15 protein-coding genes are annotated in these 15,952 nt (G+C 53.4%); 5 read left to right on the plus strand and 10 right to left on the minus strand.

Translation table 11 applies throughout. The features are described 5' to 3' along the window. Positions 1-138: 138 nt before the first annotated feature. The 3 genes from SR894_RS12450 to SR894_RS12460 all read right to left on the minus strand — a co-directional run bounded on the left by SR894_RS12450 (position 139) and on the right by SR894_RS12460 (position 3,413). Positions 139-906, minus strand: a complete 768-nt coding sequence (locus tag SR894_RS12450; RefSeq protein WP_133732710.1) for an SDR family NAD(P)-dependent oxidoreductase — start codon at positions 904-906, stop codon at positions 139-141. A gap of 80 nt (positions 907-986) precedes the next feature. Then, positions 987-2,657 (minus strand): AMP-binding protein, encoded by a 1,671-nt coding sequence (locus tag SR894_RS12455; protein WP_133732711.1) that lies wholly within the window; start codon positions 2,655-2,657, stop codon positions 987-989. A gap of 186 nt (positions 2,658-2,843) precedes the next feature. Continuing rightward, positions 2,844-3,413: a TetR/AcrR family transcriptional regulator gene (locus tag SR894_RS12460; protein ID WP_133732712.1), complete on the minus strand. Its 570-nt coding sequence runs from the start codon at positions 3,411-3,413 to the stop codon at positions 2,844-2,846. 126 nt (positions 3,414-3,539) lie between these two features. Between SR894_RS12460 and SR894_RS12465 the strand changes: the two genes are divergently transcribed. Continuing rightward, a complete protein-coding gene (locus SR894_RS12465) occupies positions 3,540-4,727 on the plus strand; it encodes an acetyl-CoA C-acyltransferase (RefSeq protein WP_223288772.1) in 1,188 nt (395 codons plus the stop codon). Positions 4,728-4,811: 84 nt separating this feature from the next. Here SR894_RS12465 and SR894_RS12470 read toward each other — a convergent pair whose 3' ends face one another. Both SR894_RS12470 and SR894_RS12475 read right to left on the minus strand, forming a co-directional pair. Beyond that, positions 4,812-6,509, minus strand: coding sequence for a methyl-accepting chemotaxis protein (locus SR894_RS12470; RefSeq protein ID WP_133732714.1), 1,698 nt, complete (start codon positions 6,507-6,509; stop codon positions 4,812-4,814). Between the two features lie 24 nt (positions 6,510-6,533). Next, the gene (locus tag SR894_RS12475; RefSeq protein WP_133732715.1) at positions 6,534-6,947 is read right to left on the minus strand and encodes an arsenate reductase ArsC; all 414 of its coding nucleotides are present in this window, start codon (positions 6,945-6,947) and stop codon (positions 6,534-6,536) included. Between the two features lie 151 nt (positions 6,948-7,098). On the opposite strand from SR894_RS12475, the gene arsH reads away from it, so the two are divergent. From arsH to SR894_RS12495, 4 genes are all read left to right on the plus strand, one after another. Then, positions 7,099-7,836 (plus strand): arsenical resistance protein ArsH, encoded by a 738-nt coding sequence (arsH, locus tag SR894_RS12480; protein WP_275951320.1) that lies wholly within the window; start codon positions 7,099-7,101, stop codon positions 7,834-7,836. 12 nt (positions 7,837-7,848) lie between these two features. After that, a complete protein-coding gene (arsB, locus tag SR894_RS12485) occupies positions 7,849-8,925 on the plus strand; it encodes an ACR3 family arsenite efflux transporter (protein WP_133732717.1) in 1,077 nt (358 codons plus the stop codon). 15 nt (positions 8,926-8,940) lie between these two features. Beyond that, complete coding sequence (locus SR894_RS12490; protein ID WP_133732718.1) at positions 8,941-9,609, plus strand: NADPH-dependent FMN reductase; 669 nt, start codon at positions 8,941-8,943, stop codon at positions 9,607-9,609. Between the two features lie 161 nt (positions 9,610-9,770). Further along, complete coding sequence (locus SR894_RS12495) at positions 9,771-10,073, plus strand: CC/Se motif family (seleno)protein (RefSeq protein ID WP_133732719.1); 303 nt, start codon at positions 9,771-9,773, stop codon at positions 10,071-10,073. Between the two features lie 133 nt (positions 10,074-10,206). On the opposite strand, the gene arsJ is transcribed toward SR894_RS12495, so the two are convergent. The 5 genes from arsJ to pstC all read right to left on the minus strand — a co-directional run bounded on the left by arsJ (position 10,207) and on the right by pstC (position 15,915). Continuing rightward, positions 10,207-11,418, minus strand: a complete 1,212-nt coding sequence (gene arsJ, locus SR894_RS12500) for an organoarsenical effux MFS transporter ArsJ (RefSeq protein ID WP_133732818.1) — start codon at positions 11,416-11,418, stop codon at positions 10,207-10,209. Positions 11,419-11,422: 4 nt separating this feature from the next. Next, on the minus strand, positions 11,423-12,454 hold the full coding sequence (locus SR894_RS12505) for an ArsJ-associated glyceraldehyde-3-phosphate dehydrogenase (protein ID WP_133732720.1): 1,032 nt from the start codon (positions 12,452-12,454) through the stop codon (positions 11,423-11,425). A gap of 159 nt (positions 12,455-12,613) precedes the next feature. Beyond that, positions 12,614-13,453, minus strand: coding sequence for a phosphate ABC transporter ATP-binding protein PstB (pstB, locus tag SR894_RS12510; RefSeq protein ID WP_133732721.1), 840 nt, complete (start codon positions 13,451-13,453; stop codon positions 12,614-12,616). 26 nt (positions 13,454-13,479) lie between these two features. Then, positions 13,480-14,646, minus strand: a complete 1,167-nt coding sequence (pstA, locus tag SR894_RS12515) for a phosphate ABC transporter permease PstA (protein ID WP_133732722.1) — start codon at positions 14,644-14,646, stop codon at positions 13,480-13,482. A gap of 18 nt (positions 14,647-14,664) precedes the next feature. Beyond that, positions 14,665-15,915 (minus strand): phosphate ABC transporter permease subunit PstC, encoded by a 1,251-nt coding sequence (pstC, locus tag SR894_RS12520; RefSeq protein ID WP_133732723.1) that lies wholly within the window; start codon positions 15,913-15,915, stop codon positions 14,665-14,667. Positions 15,916-15,952: the final 37 nt, after the last annotated feature.

Here is a 15,952-nt window from a genome sequence, read left to right on the forward strand (position 1 = left end):
CGGGCGTTTGAATTTAGCTTAAAAACACCCTAGAACTTTGGTCGCCCAACCAATAACCCCCTGGTGCAAATAATAAAAAACTCGCCAGCCAAAAGCCGACGAGTTGTTTTATTTTTCTTTTACCTACTTGCCACCGACTTACTGCATGCGAATGCCACCGTCTAAGCGGATCAGTTCGCCATTGAGCATGGGGTTGGTAATAATCTGTTCGGCTAATTGAGCAAACTCGTCTGGCTTACCTAAACGCTTAGGAAAAGGCACCGCCGCCGCTAGCGCCTGGGCCGCCTCGTCAGGAATTTCGCTCATCATCGGCGTTTCAAATACGCCAGGGGCGATGGCCATTACCCGAATAGCATGACGCGACAATTCCCGCGCCGCTGGCAAACTCATACCCACAACACCCGCTTTAGAGGCACTATAAGCGCACTGCCCCACCTGCCCATCAAAAGCAGCAATGGACGCGGTATTAATGATCACCCCACGCTCACCACTCTCATTAGGCGCGTTTTTAGCCATGGCAGCAGCCGCAAGTCGCATGACGTTAAAAGTGCCTACCAGGTTTATATTGATCGTTTTCATATAGCTTTCTAAGTCAGCCGGGCTGCCTTCACGATCAACCAGCTTAGCCACGCTAACCACACCCGCGCAGTGAACCACGCCTGAAAGCCCGCGCTCGCCACCCAGCGCTACCGCCGCATCTACGGCCTGCTGCATCTGCTCACCCGAGGTAATATCCGCCAGAATGGCGCGCGCGTTTGACCCTAACTGCTGGGCATGGGCATTGACACTGTCGTTTAAGTCGCATAACACGACGCGAGCGCCTGCAGCGACTAAGCGCTCAGCGGTAGCCGCCCCAAGACCAGAGGCAGCCCCGGTAATTAAAAACGTACTCTCCTTAACCTGCATTTCCGTATTCCCCAAGGCTGTAATGGATGGTTGCTATATATAATGGTGGCTTTATTTGCTCGTCTTTTCATTTCACTTGGCTATTCACTTGCTTTGGATTCTTCTACGGCCTGGGCACGTAATTTAAAGCGCTGAATCTTGCCGCTGGGGGTTTTAGGCAACTCATCGACAAACTCAATAATGCGCGGAAAAGCGTGGGTCGAAAGCCGCTCACGCACTCGCTGTTTGATTTCATCAGCCAGCTCGTCACTGGCCTCATAGCCTTCGCGGAGCACGATATAGGACTTGATGACCTCGCCGCGGATCTCATCAGGCTGCCCCACTGCCGCTGACTCGGCGACCGCAGGATGCGTCATCACACTATTCTCTACGTCCGTTGGCCCCACCCGGTAACCCGCGGTGGTAATAATGTCGTCGTCACGCCCGGCAAATTGAAAGGTACCGTCTTCATTACGAATAACCACGTCGCCTGTCAGGTAATAACCTTCCACAAAGGGGTTCTTCTCTTGCCAGGTGTAGCCCTGAAAAAAGTGCGCCGGGGAGTTCTTGATATCGACGGCGAGGACACCCGGTTCACCGGCAGGCAGCTCTTTATACTCCGCGTCCAAAATCGCCAGGCGATAACCCGGCATCGGCACGCCCATTGCGCCCACATGCTTGAGATGGTCAAGGGCATGGTGGTTGTTGCACGTCATGCCGGTTTCGGTCTGGCCATAATGATCCATAACCGGGCAACCCAACGACTTCTCGACCCAGGTCACTACTTCAGTATTTAGAGGTTCACCCGCCGAGCTAGCCGCACGCAGCTCAAGCGTTTCATGGGCGTCATCAAACAGACCTGACGCCTTCATCAGCCGGTAGGCGGTGGGGGCGGCAGCGAAATTAGTAATGTGGTGGCGCTTCATAAACGCCAGTGCCCCTTCGGCGCTAAACCCTGCCTCACAAAAATGCGTCGTCACTCCAAGCAGTAAAGGCCCGGCAATCGCATAATAGAGACCATAAGCCCAACCGGGGTCGGCCATATTCCAGAAGCGGTCATCGTCACGCAGATCAATGGCCAGCTCCATATAGATCGCAAAAGCGGTCATCCCTGCCAATGGAACGGCAACGCCTTTCGGCTTGCCTACGGTGCCAGAGGTAAACATTTGCAGAAATGGCGCTTCAGGCGCTAGCCTCGGCGGCTTGCCGCTCATTGACGTATGCGTCAACGCCGCCTGCCAGTCGTGATCCTCAGCATGCTCACTGGTCGCCCCACCCACCGCCAATACCGGCGGGCATTGGCTAAGGCCATCGAATTTATAGCGGTTAGCGTGATCCGTAATCACCAATTTGGTGCCAGCACGGCCTAGCCGATAGTCCACCGCATCGGGGCCAAAGGCAGTAAACAGGGGCTGATAAACCGCACCAATACGCCATGTTGCTAAGACCGCAACCAGTAACTGTGGTGTGCGTGGCAGCATGCAGGCAATGCGGTCGCCTTGACTCAACCCTTGGGACTGAAACCACCCTGCCAACTTTGCACTCTGCTCATCTAGCTCGGCGTAGCTCAGTGTATGCATATCGCCTTGAGAGTCTTCTTGAACCAACGCCAGCACATCGCCGCGGCCAGAGCGCACATGACGCCCACAGCAGGCCTCAAAGGCATTTAGCAGACTGTCTTGGTGGTCATCCAGACGGGCGATAACGCTATCCACGGAAAAGTTATCGAGGTAGTGATGGTAGTCGGGCAGTGATTGTGATGTCGCTGTCATGATGGCTCTCTTATGTTATTGGAAATGAGCTCGTAGTGAGAATAAGCGCAAGCAGTGTTGTTATATTTATCCGTTGACGTTAACGTAAGCTAAAAGATAATAGCAACGCTAAAAGCAAACGACTCAGAGAGCAAGCACTGATATAAGCTGTAACGTTAGACGTTGGTCGAGGCTGTTATCGGAGTATTAAGCAGACGTGGGCATAATCATGGCGACCAGCTCGTCAGCGAGGTCATCAGGCGAGCGTGGCCCGTTGGGGTCGTACCAGCGCACTGTCCAGTTCAGCGCCCCCAAAACAAAACGCGAGACAAGAAAACGGTCGCCATGGATCAAGCCAGCTTCCAAAGCATCATCAATAACAGCGACCCACAGCGCCTCGTAAGCATCACGCAAGTGGCTCAAATGAGCACTGGCTGCTGGGTCGAGTCGACGCCACTCAAAGAGTGCCACCACATGGGCATTGCGATCGGTAAAGAGGGTTTCGAGATGGGCACGTGCCATAACGCGCAGCCGCACTTCAGGCTCTGCAGAGCACTCGTCCAGCGCTTTTCGCGCAATCATTAAGGCATTTTGAGTGCCCTCTTCAATGACCGCAGCGAGGATTTCCTGCTTATCTTTAAAATGATGAAACAAGCTACCGGACTTAATACCCATTTCCTGCGCCAGCATGCGCACCGTCGTGCGATCAAAGCCCTCTTGGACGAATAGCTGAGCAGCGAGGCGCGTCAGTTCCTTGCGGCGAGGGGATGCATTCATTACATTCATGTTATTTACACTAGCGCTTGCTTGGTTACTTTGGAGAGAACCACAGCACCGCCTACGGGTCAACGTATCAACCACCACTTGACATGATAATCACAATAATCCTGAAGGAGACTGGCCATGAGCAACGCCACCGATGTTGTATTTCTCGCTGCCAAACGCACGCCGATGGGCGGCATGATGGGCAGCCTGGCAAATAAGACAGCCCCACAGCTTGGCGCGGTCGCCATTAAAGCGGCCATTGAAGAGGCGGGAATTGACCCAGCCCTAATCACCGAGGGCATTATGGGCTGTGTACTGCCCGCCGGTGTGAAGCAGGGCCCAGCGCGGCAGGCAATGCGCCAAGCCGGCATTCCAGATGCCAATGGTGCCACCACTATCAACAAGCTGTGCGGCTCGGGCATGAAGGCCACGATGCTTGCCCACGATTTAATCAAGGCGGGAAGTGGCAATATTTTGCTGGCTGGCGGCATGGAGTCCATGTCTAACGCCCCTCACGTGCTTACCAAGGCGCGGGGTGGCTATCGACTGGGGCACGGCGAGCTTAAAGACCATATGTTTTTGGATGGGCTGGAAGACGCCGAAACCGGCAAATTAATGGGCGTGTTTGCCCAGGATGTGGCTACTGAGCGTGGCTACACACGGGAGCGCCTGGATGATTTTGCTATTGCGTCCCTTGAGCGCGCCATGGCTGCCACCAACGCGGGCCACCTAAGCGCAGAGATGGCGCCGGTGATGGTCACCTCTCGTCAGGGCGAAATCCTTGTCGAACACGATGAGCAGCCCTTCCAAGCTAAGCTCGATAAAATCCGCCAGCTGCGCCCCGCCTTTGCCAAAGACGGTACGATTACTGCCGCTAACGCCAGCTCAATTTCCGATGGCGCTTCGGCACTTATCTTGGCGAGTCAGGAAGCTGCAGACCAGCAAGGCATTAAACCGCTAGCGCGTATGCTAGGCCACACGACTCACTCTCGACACCCCAGCGAGTTCACCATCGCGCCAGTGGGTGCGATTGAAAAGCTGATGAAAAAGCTCGATTGGGGCGTGAATGACGTAGACCTATTCGAGATTAACGAAGCCTTTGCGGTGGTGACACTGATGGCCATGGATGACTTGGGCCTGCCCCACGACAAAGTCAATGTGTTTGGCGGCGCCTGCGCCCAAGGACACCCGATTGGCTCTACCGGCTCACGCATCATCGCCACGCTCATTCATGCCCTGCGCACTAAAGGCGGCAAACGCGGCATTGCCAGCTTATGCATTGGCGGTGGCGAGGCAACGGCTGTCGCCGTCGAGCTAATCGATTAGTCAGAGATTTCCTGGGTTAAATAATTTCGTTTAACGCCCTGGCAGGGTTTCAGCCAGGGCGTTAAGCCCAACCAGTGGTTGATTCTATGAAGCGGCCAGCAAGCGAGCTTTACGCTCACTCTTTAGGGGCCGTGCTATGGCTGATCCATCTTGGCTAAGCTGCTCCCATTCGGGATATTCGACGTCATTATCCTTGGCATTATGTCGGCCTGCTTCTACCACCTCACCAGCAACACTGAACTGGCCGGCATACTCACGCATTTGCAAGGCTTCCTGGGATAACACCTCTGCGCTCTGGGCCGCCTGATTGACTAAGCGCATGGTGTCTTGGGTGGTGGTATCGATTTGGGTAACCGCCTGATTGACCTCCTCAATGCCTCGCCGCTGCTCTTCAGAAGCATGGGTAATTTGCGTCATCAGCGTGTCCACATTACTCGCCGCCTGCATAATCGCCCGTGTATGTTCACCAGCCTGCTGAGACAATACGCTACCTTGCTGGACACTCGCACTCGACGCTTCGATGCGCGAGCGAATATCGCTGGCGGCACTGGCACTGCGCGTTGCCAGCGCACGCACCTCATTGGCGACCACCGCAAACCCACGACCGTGCTCACCGGCACGCGCAGCCTCAACCGATGCATTGAGCGCTAAAATATTGGTTTGGAAAGCAATGCTTTCAATCATGCGAATAATGCTTTGGATCTCTTCGGAGTGATTATTTATCGCATCCATGGTGGCGATAAACTGGGTAATTACCTCATCACCCTGCCGTGCTTTATGGGACACATCCGCCGTTGACCGATTAACGTGGGCCGCACTTTCAGCATTCTGATTCACCGTGGCGGTTAGCTGTTCCAAGCTCGCCGCCATCTGCTGCAAAGCTGACACTTGAGTGTCGGTTTGGCTTGCTAAAAGCTGGTTCTGCTCGGTCATTTCCTGACTATTGCTATATACCTGCTGGCTACTCGCATTAAGTCGATTAACCGTGGCCGTCAAAGAGTGCTGCATCTTATCCAGCTCACTAAATAGCTGACCAATTTCATTGGTTGAGTGCGCCGTTACCGGCGCCGACAGGTCACCGTTAGCGATGCGCTGGAAGTGCCCAGTGATCGTCTTCAATGGGCGAAGCACGTTTTTACGCACGCCCCACACCACGACCGTCACTACCAACAGCGCAGCACCAAGCGCTGCAATCACACCCCAAAAAAGTAGCGAGGAGACCTGTTCAAAGCGCATAAGTAAGGCGTTACCCCGCTGAGCGGAAGCGTCTAAAAAAGCCTCGGCGCTAGCCACAAAGTGCTGACTACTATCATCCACTCGCGACTCACCCGAGAAAAAACCAGATACGTCGCGCTCTTCAAGCATCATCATTTGAAGGCTGAGATTATTGTTAACGAATGATTGAAAGTCCGACGCTAACTGATCGACAAACGCCTGCTGATCTTGATCAAAGTCACTGGCTGTGAACTGATTGAAATTCTCGGTCGCCGCGTCAAGCAACCGCTGGGCTTCCTCTATCAGAGGGTCAGGTCGATCGAACGACGGAGTACGAATTAACTCAGCCGCACGATTCATCTGAATACGCGCACGCAAGAGCTGGGAGTAGGCGCTATCCAGGTTGCTAATTTGCGCCATATCCCGTTCATGAAGCGATGTGAATGCTTCACGGCCAAAATGATTGGCGAACAAACCCAGTGCGCCAATGACAACCACAAGGCCGCTAAAGGCCACTAATACGAGCGTCCAACTTGCCTTGACGCTTAAGTTATTAATCCATTTCATCTCGACCCGCCCCTTTCAGTAAGATTAAACAGATGTGTGGAGGGGCAGCCAGAGCTGCAGGCGCCGACGAATCTCTAATAATGCCTGCTCATAAGCATCTGACTTGCCGATCAAGCGAGGGTCACGAATATCCCAGGATAGAACTTCGTCCGCCTCCCCCTGCCAATCGCGGCAGGCTTGCTGGGCTTTGTCGCATAGCACAATGACAAAATCGAAGGTTTCGCTTTCAAACTCATCCAACGACTTACTGCGCAAGCCCTCGGTGGGAAGTCCGTGTTTGCGCAACGCTTCAAGCGTCAATGCATGGGGCTCATCCGGCTCAGAACCGGCGCTAAACGCTTCAAAACGATCATCTGCCAAATGGCGAAGCAACGCCTCCCCCATCAGAGACCGTGCAGAGTTAGCATTGCAGAGGAACAACACGCGGCGCTTCGTCATAAATAAACAGCCTCTTATGTAGTTAGTGGCTGCCACTCTACGCCGGGTTCATGACGGCAATATTGCAGGTACACAGTTGACCTAGAAATATACGAAAAAACATATATGATGGAATCATCAAGCTATTAAGACACAATCCGAGTAAACCGCGATGACCTCACTGACTGATTTTTCCGACCTGGATGATCTGCCTAATATAGATGCTGAACTCTTTGAACCGCCCAGCAGCGAACGGCTGGGTATTCCACATAGCAGTGAACACGCACCAAAAATATTGCTGCTATACGGCTCTCTGCGTGAGCGCTCTTTCAGCCGATTAGCGGTTGAGGAAGCCGCACGCTTGCTCAATGCCATGGGCGCAGAAACAAGAGTCTTTGACCCCAAAGGGCTACCATTACCGGATGCTGAAGATGCCAGTCACCCCAAAGTCGATGAGCTACGCCAATTGGCCCAATGGTCAGAGGGGATGGTGTGGTGCTCCCCCGAGCGCCACGGCGCAATGACCGGCATTATGAAGGCGCAAATAGACTGGATACCGCTTGCCTTGGGTGGCGTCCGCCCTACTCAGGGTAAGACATTGGCCGTCATGCAGGTCTGCGGCGGTTCGCAGTCCTTCAATACGGTCAACCAGCTACGTATCTTGGGGCGTTGGATGCGTATGCTGACGATTCCCAATCAGTCTTCGGTACCCAAAGCCTTTATGGAGTTTGATGATAAAAACCGGATGAAGCCTTCACCGTTTTATGACCGGATCGTGGATGTCATGGAAGAGCTGGTGAAATTCACCTTACTAGTGCGTGACCGCAACGACGTACTGACGGATCGTTATTCGAAGCGTAAAGAGAGCGCCGAAGAAGTCTCCAAACGGGTTAATCAACGCGCCATCTAATAGGAGCCTCACATGCCAGCACTAAATGACAACGCATCACCCTCCACCGCCGAAGGCATGGGCGTGTTTGAGCGCTACCTCACGCTATGGGTAGCACTCGCCATTGTGGTCGGCATCCTGGTCGGGCAATTTATCCCAGCGGTACCGGAAACGCTGTCACGCTTTGAAGTGGCGCAGGTGTCGATTCCAGTGGCGATACTTATCTGGGCAATGATTTTCCCCATGATGGCGCAAATTGACTTCACCTCGCTACTGGGCGTGCGTCGACAGCCCAAAGGGTTGATCATTACTACCTCCGTGAATTGGTTGATCAAACCTTTCACTATGTTCGCCATCTCTTGGCTATTTCTGATGGTGATCTTTCGACCGTTAATTCCCGCCGAGCTAGCCAGTCAGTATCTAGCCGGTGCCATTCTGCTGGGCGCAGCGCCGTGTACCGCCATGGTGTTTGTGTGGAGCTACCTGACCCGCGGCGATGCCGCCTACACCCTGGTGCAAGTGGCGCTTAACGATCTGATTATGCTGTTTGCCTTTGCACCCATCGTGGTCTTTCTGCTGGGCATTTCCAATATTCAAGTACCCTGGGACACGGTCGCCCTGTCAGTGGTGCTGTACATTGTGATACCCCTGGCGGCGGGTTATATCACGCGGCAAAGCTTGATTAAAAAGCACGGCAACGAGTGGTACGACAACGTGTTTATGAAGCGCGTTGGCCCTATCACCCCGATTGGCTTGATCATTACCCTGGTACTGCTATTCGCCTTCCAAGGCGAGGTCATTCTCACTAATCCGCTGCATATCGTGTTAATCGCGATACCGCTGATTATTCAAACGTTTCTGATCTTCTTTATTGCCTATGGCTGGGCTAAAGCCTGGCGGTTGCCACATAACATTGCCGCACCGGGGGCGATGATCGGCGCCAGCAACTTCTTTGAACTGGCGGTAGCAGCGGCTATCGCGCTGTTTGGCTTACAGTCGGGCGCTGCGCTAGCCACTGTTGTCGGCGTATTGGTCGAAGTACCGCTAATGCTCGCGCTGGTCAGGATTGCCAATAAAACTCGTCATCATTTTCCGGCAGACGCTCATTAATCAGGAGTAAGCGCTATGGCTCACTATTTGGTATTTCTGGGTTCAACCCGAACCAGTAGACCACCTTCACCTGCTCGCCTTGGCGAGCGGGTCGCAAAAGCGTGCGAGCGCTTGCTTTCATCGCTCCCTCATACAGCGGCGGAGATTATTGATCCGCTAGCGCTAAACATAAGCGATCCGTTTAAGCCGCATTTTGCTTACGCAAAAAACGATGCGCCGGAGGACTTAGCAGAGCTGGCTGATAAAATCGCCGCGGCCGATGGCTATGTGATGGTCAGTCCAGAATATAATCACTCCATGAGCCCAGCCCTTAGCCATCTGCTTAACCATTTTGGAGCTTCGTTGTTTGCGTTTAAGCCCAGCGCCATCGTGACCTACTCAATGGGTCAGTGGGGCGGCGTGCGCGCCGGTGTTGCCATGCGCGCGTTTCTCTCGGAGCTTGGCTGCCTTCCGGTGTCGGCGATGATTCATATACCCAAAGCCCAGGAAGCGCTAAACGAGGATGGGCAGTTTGCCCATGAACAAGAGCGCTGGGAAAGTTATTTTGGCCGCACCTTAGGTCAATTAATGTGGTGGGCAGAAGCTGCTGCTAGCTATAAAAAACAGGTGGATCCGACACGGGTATCGCCCGCTTTTAAAACCGCGCCTTCACAGCGCAACGCGCCAGGCAGTGAAAGTAGCTAAAGAAAACAGCTAAAACAATCGCGAGGCCACCATGCTCGTCACTATTTATCACAACCCCAACTGCGGGACGTCGCGAAACAGCGTCCAATTCCCCAATTTACGAAAGAGGATGGTGAGATCGTTTACTATCCAGCCCATTAATGGCGTAACTGGGATAGGCTATGGACAGTGTGATTGAGCTAGGTGGCAACGCATTAGACTTTATCAAGCAGCAAGGCGGAGTCGTCACCATCCGCCTCTCCCCTAAGCATGGCTGCTGCGGAGGGCTTGCCAATATTGCCGTCGCCGAGGCAAACGAACCCCTAGATGCTTCGCGCTATCAGCACTACCACTATCAAGGTATATCGATCTTTATTGACCCAACGCTTGTCGGGCAGGGACTACGCGTTGAAATTGAAGGGTTTTGGAAGTTACGCCACCTCTATGTAGATGGTTTACCACCTGCAATCGGGCTACACGAATAACCAGTAACGCCAAAAAGCCATTAGCATTCATCCAGTGGTTAGCCATAGCACCCCAACGCCATTGCGCTCTATCAATAGGCCAAACAGCAGCGGCGCCAAGGCTTGCATAGCCCTTGCCTGGGCGAAGCGCGGATCATGCAACTTGCTTAGGCAACGCTAGGGCCATCAATGCGCTGGCAGCCACTAAGGCTGCTGATACCCACAGGCAGGCGCTCAGCCCATATGCCATATATAGCCAGCCCGACAGTAGCGTGCCCACTAAACGCCCCATGGCATTGGCCATATAATAGAAACCGACATCCATGGAGACGCCGTCAGCGCGAGCATAGTGCACAATCAAATAGCTGTGCCAGCTGGAGTTAATCGCAAACAGTACGCCAAAGGCGAGCAAGCCGACGACCAACCAGCCTACCTGCGTCAAGGGCAGCATCGCCAACACAATCGCCAGCACGGCCAATGCCGCCGCCCAGCCGGCGGTAAGCGCCCGCGCATCGCCTTTGATCAGGCGGGTTAATTTAGGTGCCTGAGTTTGCACCCCGCCATAACCGATAACCCATACCGCTAACAGCCCACCCACTGTCCAGTGTGTCCAACCGTGTTGATCGTATAAAAACACCGGCAGTGCCACCACAAACCACACATCTCGTGCCGAAAACAGGCAAAAGCGCGCCGCGGAGAGCACGTTAATAGCACGCGATTTTGAGAAGATTTCGGAGAACTTGGGCTTTACTTTTTGGCGGCCTAAATCCGCCTTAAGCCTCAACAGTGAAAGCAGTAACACGCCACCAAGCATTACCGCCATCACGAATACAGCGGCCTGGAAGCCAATCAATGTTAAAAGCAGGCCGCCGACAAAAAAGCCCAGCCCTTTTAGCGCATTTTTAGAGCCGGTCAGCATCGCTACCCAGCGGTAGAGCGAGCTATTGGCGTTGGCGCTCTCTTTAGGCACCAGCACCTTAACCGCACTTTTAGCGCTCATCTTGTTGAGGTCTTTGGCGATCCCCGATAGCGCCTGAGCGGCCATCACCCAAGCAACTGTCAGCAAGCTAGCGGGCACCATCAACATGGCGAGGGCGATAATTTGCAGTCCAAGCCCCACATTCATGGTGCGGTTAAGCCCCAACCGCGCGCCCAACCAGCCGCCTACCAGATTAGTCACCACGCCAAAAGCTTCGTAAAACAGAAACAGCATGGCAATTTCTAACGGCGAGTAGCCCAATTGGTGGAAGTGCATGACCACCAGCATGCGCAGCGCGCCGTCGGTTACCGTGAACGCCCAGTAGTTACCGGTAATCAGCATATATTGGCGCACCTCGAAAGGTAGCGCCTTTACCCTTTGCAGCATCGATTCAGCCACGATCGACCTGCCCGCTGCCTACCATTAGCGCTAACTCAGCGGTTCGATTAGCGTAGCCCCACTCGTTGTCATACCAGGCGTAGAGCTTTAGCTGAGTGCCGTTGACCACCATGGTGGAGAGCGCATCAATGATTGAGCTGCGCGGGTCGGTGCGGTAATCAATCGACACTAGCGGGCGCTCTTCATAGCCCAAAATCCCGGCAAGTTCGCCATCAGCGGCGGCTTTTAGCGCCTGATTAACCTCTTCGACACTCACTTTACGCTCAAGCTCGAACACCATATCAGTGAGCGAAGCATTCGCCAGGGGTACACGAATCGCATGACCGTTTAGCTTGCCTTCTAGCTCAGGAAAAATAGCGGTGATAGCTTTCGCTGAACCGGTCGTGGTGGGAATCAGGCTCATACCGCAGGCACGTGCCCGGCGCAGATCTTTATGCGGGGCATCTAGAATTGTTTGGGTATTGGTAATGTCGTGCACCGTGGTCATTGAACCATGGCGGATACCAAAGGTTTTCTGAATGACTTTGACCACCGGTGCCAGGCAGTTGGTGGTGCAACTGGCAGCGGTGACGATCTTATGTTGGGCAGGATCGTAAAGGTGATCGTTCACCCCCACCACCACATTAAGCACGCTCGCCTCTTTCATAGGCGCACTCACCACCACACGGACGACACCTTGAGCAAGATACGCCTGCAGTTTATCGGTGGTTTTCATTACCCCAGAGCACTCAATGACGATATCGCAGTTCGACCAGTCGCTATCGGCAATTGCTTTATTAGCGCTAAAGGCGACAGATTTTCCATCGAGAACGATAGCGTCATCGGTTGCCGAGATGCCCTTCCCTGGTGCCCAGCGCCCGTGAACTGAATCAAACTCCAGCAGGTGTGCAAAGGTTGCCGCATCGCCGCCCGGGTCGTTAATGCGCGTTATTTCTACCGCACCCGCGTCGACCTGCCCCCACAAACTGCGCAGTGCCAAACGCCCAATCCGCCCAAAGCCGTTAATGCCAATGCGTAGTGCCATGAGTGCCTCCTAAGCTAACCGTTACACAATCTATTAAGAGAAAGCATAACGCCTATATACGTTAAAACATATATACATGCTTAAAAAAATGCTTACTAGCAAACAGGCCCGCCACTTTGTAGTAAGCCTGTGTAGTAAGCATTAATTAGTGTGTATTAATTAACCATAACGACCAGAGATATAGTCCTCGGTCTTCTTCTGTGCCGGGGTTGAGAACATCACTTTAGTGTCGTTGTACTCAATGATTTCTCCCAGGTGGAAGAACGCCGTGTAGTCCGCCACTCGCGCCGCCTGCTGCATATTATGCGTCACGGTAATAATGGTGAATTTCTCTTTCAGCTTGTCCATCAAATCTTCGATGGTGGCGGTCGAAATAGGGTCAAGCGCTGAGGTTGGCTCATCCATCAAAATCACATCAGGCTGAACCGCAATAGCGCGGGCAATACACAACCGCTGCTGCTGACCACCGGAGAGAGAGGTGCCTGGCTCATGCAGCTTGTCTTTCACTTCGTTCCACAACCCGGCGTCGCGCAGCGCTTTTTCAACCAACTCTTCCTGCTCAACTTTACGGCTGACCAAATCATGCATGCGTGGTGCGTAAGCGATATTTTCAAAGATCGACTTAGGAAACGGATTAGGCTTTTGGAACACCATGCCCACCCGGCGGCGCAGCGCCACTTCATCCATCTTAGGCGCGTTAACGTCCAGCCCGTCCATCTCGACCAAGCCTGCGGTTCGTACGCTGGGAATGAGGTCGTTCATCCGATTCAAGCAGCGCAAAAACGTTGACTTACCACACCCCGAAGGGCCAATCAGCGCCGTCACGTTTTTCTGAAAAAGATCAATATTCAGATTATTCAACGCTTGGTTTTTGCCATACCACAAATTCAAATCGCGAACCCGGAAACTCAGGTCGTGGCACGCAGCTTCATTCCGTGTATAGGGTTGCCCAACCGCAGGTGTCTGCTGGCCGTTCATTACAGTTGCATGGCTATTCATAGTAATGTCCTCTATAACGCACTGGCCTACCAGCGACGCTCAAATTTCTTACGCATCACAACGGCAAAAGCGTTGAGTGAGATGAGTATGGTGAGTAGCACCAAAATACCGCCAGCAGTTTTTTCTACAAACGCCTGCTCAGGTTCACCGGCCCAGGTGAATATTTGCGCGGGCATCACTGTTGCGGCGTTGGTAAAGGAAACGCCCACATCAGGAATGAAAGCCACCATACCCACGATAATCAGCGGCGCGGTTTCACCCATCGCTTGCGCAAGGCCGATAATAGAACCCGTCATAATACCCGGCATCGCCAATGGTAGAACGTGATCCCGCACTACCTGCCAGCGTGAACAGCCTACCCCAAAGCCTGCATGACGAATGGATTCAGGCACGCTACGCAGCGCGGTACGCGTCGAAATAATGATTACCGGCAGCGTCATCAGTGCCAACGTCATGCCACCCACTAAGGGGGACGAACGCGGCACCCCGAAAAAGTTAATAAAGATCGCCAAGCCCAACAGACCAAATAGAATCGACGGGATCGCCGCTAGGTTATTGATGTTAATTTCAATAATCTGGGTTAAGCGGTTATCAGGGGCAAACTCTTCAAGATAAATAGCTGTCATCACACCGATCGGGAAAGATATCGCCAGAGTGACGATCATGGTCATAATGGTGCCAACCACTGCCGATAAGATACCCGCGTTCTCGGCAATCTTAGAATCACCCGAACCAAAGAAAGTGCTATTAAAGCGTAGATCCACCTGCCCTGCTTCAACTCGGGCATCAAGGGCTTCCTGCTCCTCTTCACTCAAGCGATGCCGGTGGCCTTTTAAGTACTGATCCACCTCGCTAGTCGCCAACACCCACTGTTCTTCGCTGGTGCCGATCATGTCAGGATTGTTGCGTAGTTCCATGGGAATCACGCGAACCACTGTACGGCTAATTAACGGCAACAGCTCTTCGTCAAACGCCCGCCGACCATCGGTTTCGGCTTCTTCTGTGTAACTAATCTCGGTTTGTATATACGCTTGCTGGAAAGCGGGTAGACCTTTACTCAGCATATCAGCAAAAAACAGCACCAGAAAAAGGCCCGCAAGACCTAACGATCCCATGGTGATCCATTTAAGGCGGGTAGACTTTCGGTGACGCCGCTTAAGCTGCTGGCTGATTTCGTCAAAACTATGGCTCATCGAAACAGTTCCTCGGCGTTACAGGTTATTCACGCGGTATTTTTCACGGAAACGACGGATCATCAATACGGACACCAAGTTGAGTGCGAGTGTGATCACGAAGAGCACGAGCCCAAGGGCAAAAGCTGATAATGTTTCGGCACTTTCAAACTCCTGATCGCCGGTGAGCGCCGCCACGATACGCACAGTCACAGTGGTCATATCTTCAAGCGGATTAGCGGTTAAATTAGGTCGCATACCCGCCGCCATAACCACGATCATGGTTTCACCCATGGCACGAGACATACCCAAGAGCGACGCGGAGATAATCCCCGGCATGGCAGCGGGCACTACCACATCACGAATCGTTTCCCCTTTGGTCATACCCAGCGCCAGGGATCCTTGGCGCATGCTATCGGGCACCGAATTGATCACATCATCAGATAGCGATGAGATAAACGGAATGATCATAATGCCCATCACAATGCCAGGGGCCAACGCATTGTTATAAGACGCATCGAGCCCCAGAAAACCGGCAATATTGACAATGATCGGCGCCACGGTGATAGCAGCAAAAAAGCCATAAACCACGGTAGGAATACCCGCCAACACCTCTAACACCGGCTTAGCAACGGTACGCACTTTGCGCGGTGCAAATTCAGACATATAAATTGCAGACAGCAAACCGATAGGCACTGCCACCAGCATAGCGATGGCGGTAATCATAAAGGTGCCAGCAAACAGCGGTACCGAGCCAAACTCAGCGCCGCTGCCATCACCGCGACCCGCGGACGCTAAAAAGCTAGCGCCAGGATTCCAAGTGGTGCCGGTGATGAACTCCCAGAAGCTGTGCATTTGGAAAAAGCGCAGCGCCTCGGAAATAATCGAAATTAAAATACCAAAGGTCGTCAAAATGGAGATTAACGCTGCACCGGCCAGGGCCATGCGAATGACCCGCTCAATGGCTTGGCGGGCATGGAAATCGGGTTTTACTTGATTAAGACTCACCAGGAGCCCGATGGCGGCTATCACTAAGCTCGCCGCCAGCAGGTAAAGCGTAGGAATGTCGGCGCCTATTAGCAGCAAAACGAAAGCGCCCAGGGCACTCACCACCACGGCTGGCCCGGCGGTGGAGAGTACGGTAAACCAAGCGTATTGGTCAGGCTGGGCGAACATCGCCGTACCCGCGCTACGTAACCGGGTGGCTTTAGAACGGCCAGCAAAAAAAGCCAGCAGCCCCAGCAGCAATAATACACCGCAAAAAATCAGAAGAAGCTGGTTGGTCTGCATCGCATCTCTCTCACGTCGTCACCGGTTAAGAAACCTA

The sequence above is a fragment of the Vreelandella neptunia genome (assembly GCF_034479615.1).
Classification (GTDB): Bacteria; Pseudomonadota; Gammaproteobacteria; order Pseudomonadales; family Halomonadaceae; genus Vreelandella; species Vreelandella neptunia.

Bases quoted from the DNA above. Each gene is read 5' to 3' on its own strand.
- SR894_RS12450 (WP_133732710.1), bottom strand. From the start codon at position 906: ATGCAGGTTAAGGAGAGTACGTTTTTAATTACCGGGGCTGCCTCTGGT.
- SR894_RS12455 (WP_133732711.1), bottom strand. From the start codon at position 2,657: ATGACAGCGACATCACAATCACTGCCCGACTACCATCACTACCTCGAT.
- SR894_RS12460 (WP_133732712.1), bottom strand. From the start codon at position 3,413: ATGAATGCATCCCCTCGCCGCAAGGAACTGACGCGCCTCGCTGCTCAG.
- SR894_RS12465 (WP_223288772.1), top strand. From the start codon at position 3,540: ATGAGCAACGCCACCGATGTTGTATTTCTCGCTGCCAAACGCACGCCG.
- SR894_RS12470 (WP_133732714.1), bottom strand. From the start codon at position 6,509: ATGAAATGGATTAATAACTTAAGCGTCAAGGCAAGTTGGACGCTCGTA.
- SR894_RS12475 (WP_133732715.1), bottom strand. From the start codon at position 6,947: ATGACGAAGCGCCGCGTGTTGTTCCTCTGCAATGCTAACTCTGCACGG.
- arsH (WP_275951320.1), top strand. From the start codon at position 7,099: ATGACCTCACTGACTGATTTTTCCGACCTGGATGATCTGCCTAATATA.
- arsB (WP_133732717.1), top strand. From the start codon at position 7,849: ATGCCAGCACTAAATGACAACGCATCACCCTCCACCGCCGAAGGCATG.
- SR894_RS12490 (WP_133732718.1), top strand. From the start codon at position 8,941: ATGGCTCACTATTTGGTATTTCTGGGTTCAACCCGAACCAGTAGACCA.
- SR894_RS12495 (WP_133732719.1), top strand. From the start codon at position 9,771: ATGGACAGTGTGATTGAGCTAGGTGGCAACGCATTAGACTTTATCAAG.
- arsJ (WP_133732818.1), bottom strand. From the start codon at position 11,418: ATGCTGCAAAGGGTAAAGGCGCTACCTTTCGAGGTGCGCCAATATATG.
- SR894_RS12505 (WP_133732720.1), bottom strand. From the start codon at position 12,454: ATGGCACTACGCATTGGCATTAACGGCTTTGGGCGGATTGGGCGTTTG.
- pstB (WP_133732721.1), bottom strand. From the start codon at position 13,453: ATGAATAGCCATGCAACTGTAATGAACGGCCAGCAGACACCTGCGGTT.
- pstA (WP_133732722.1), bottom strand. From the start codon at position 14,646: ATGAGCCATAGTTTTGACGAAATCAGCCAGCAGCTTAAGCGGCGTCAC.
- pstC (WP_133732723.1), bottom strand. From the start codon at position 15,915: ATGCAGACCAACCAGCTTCTTCTGATTTTTTGCGGTGTATTATTGCTG.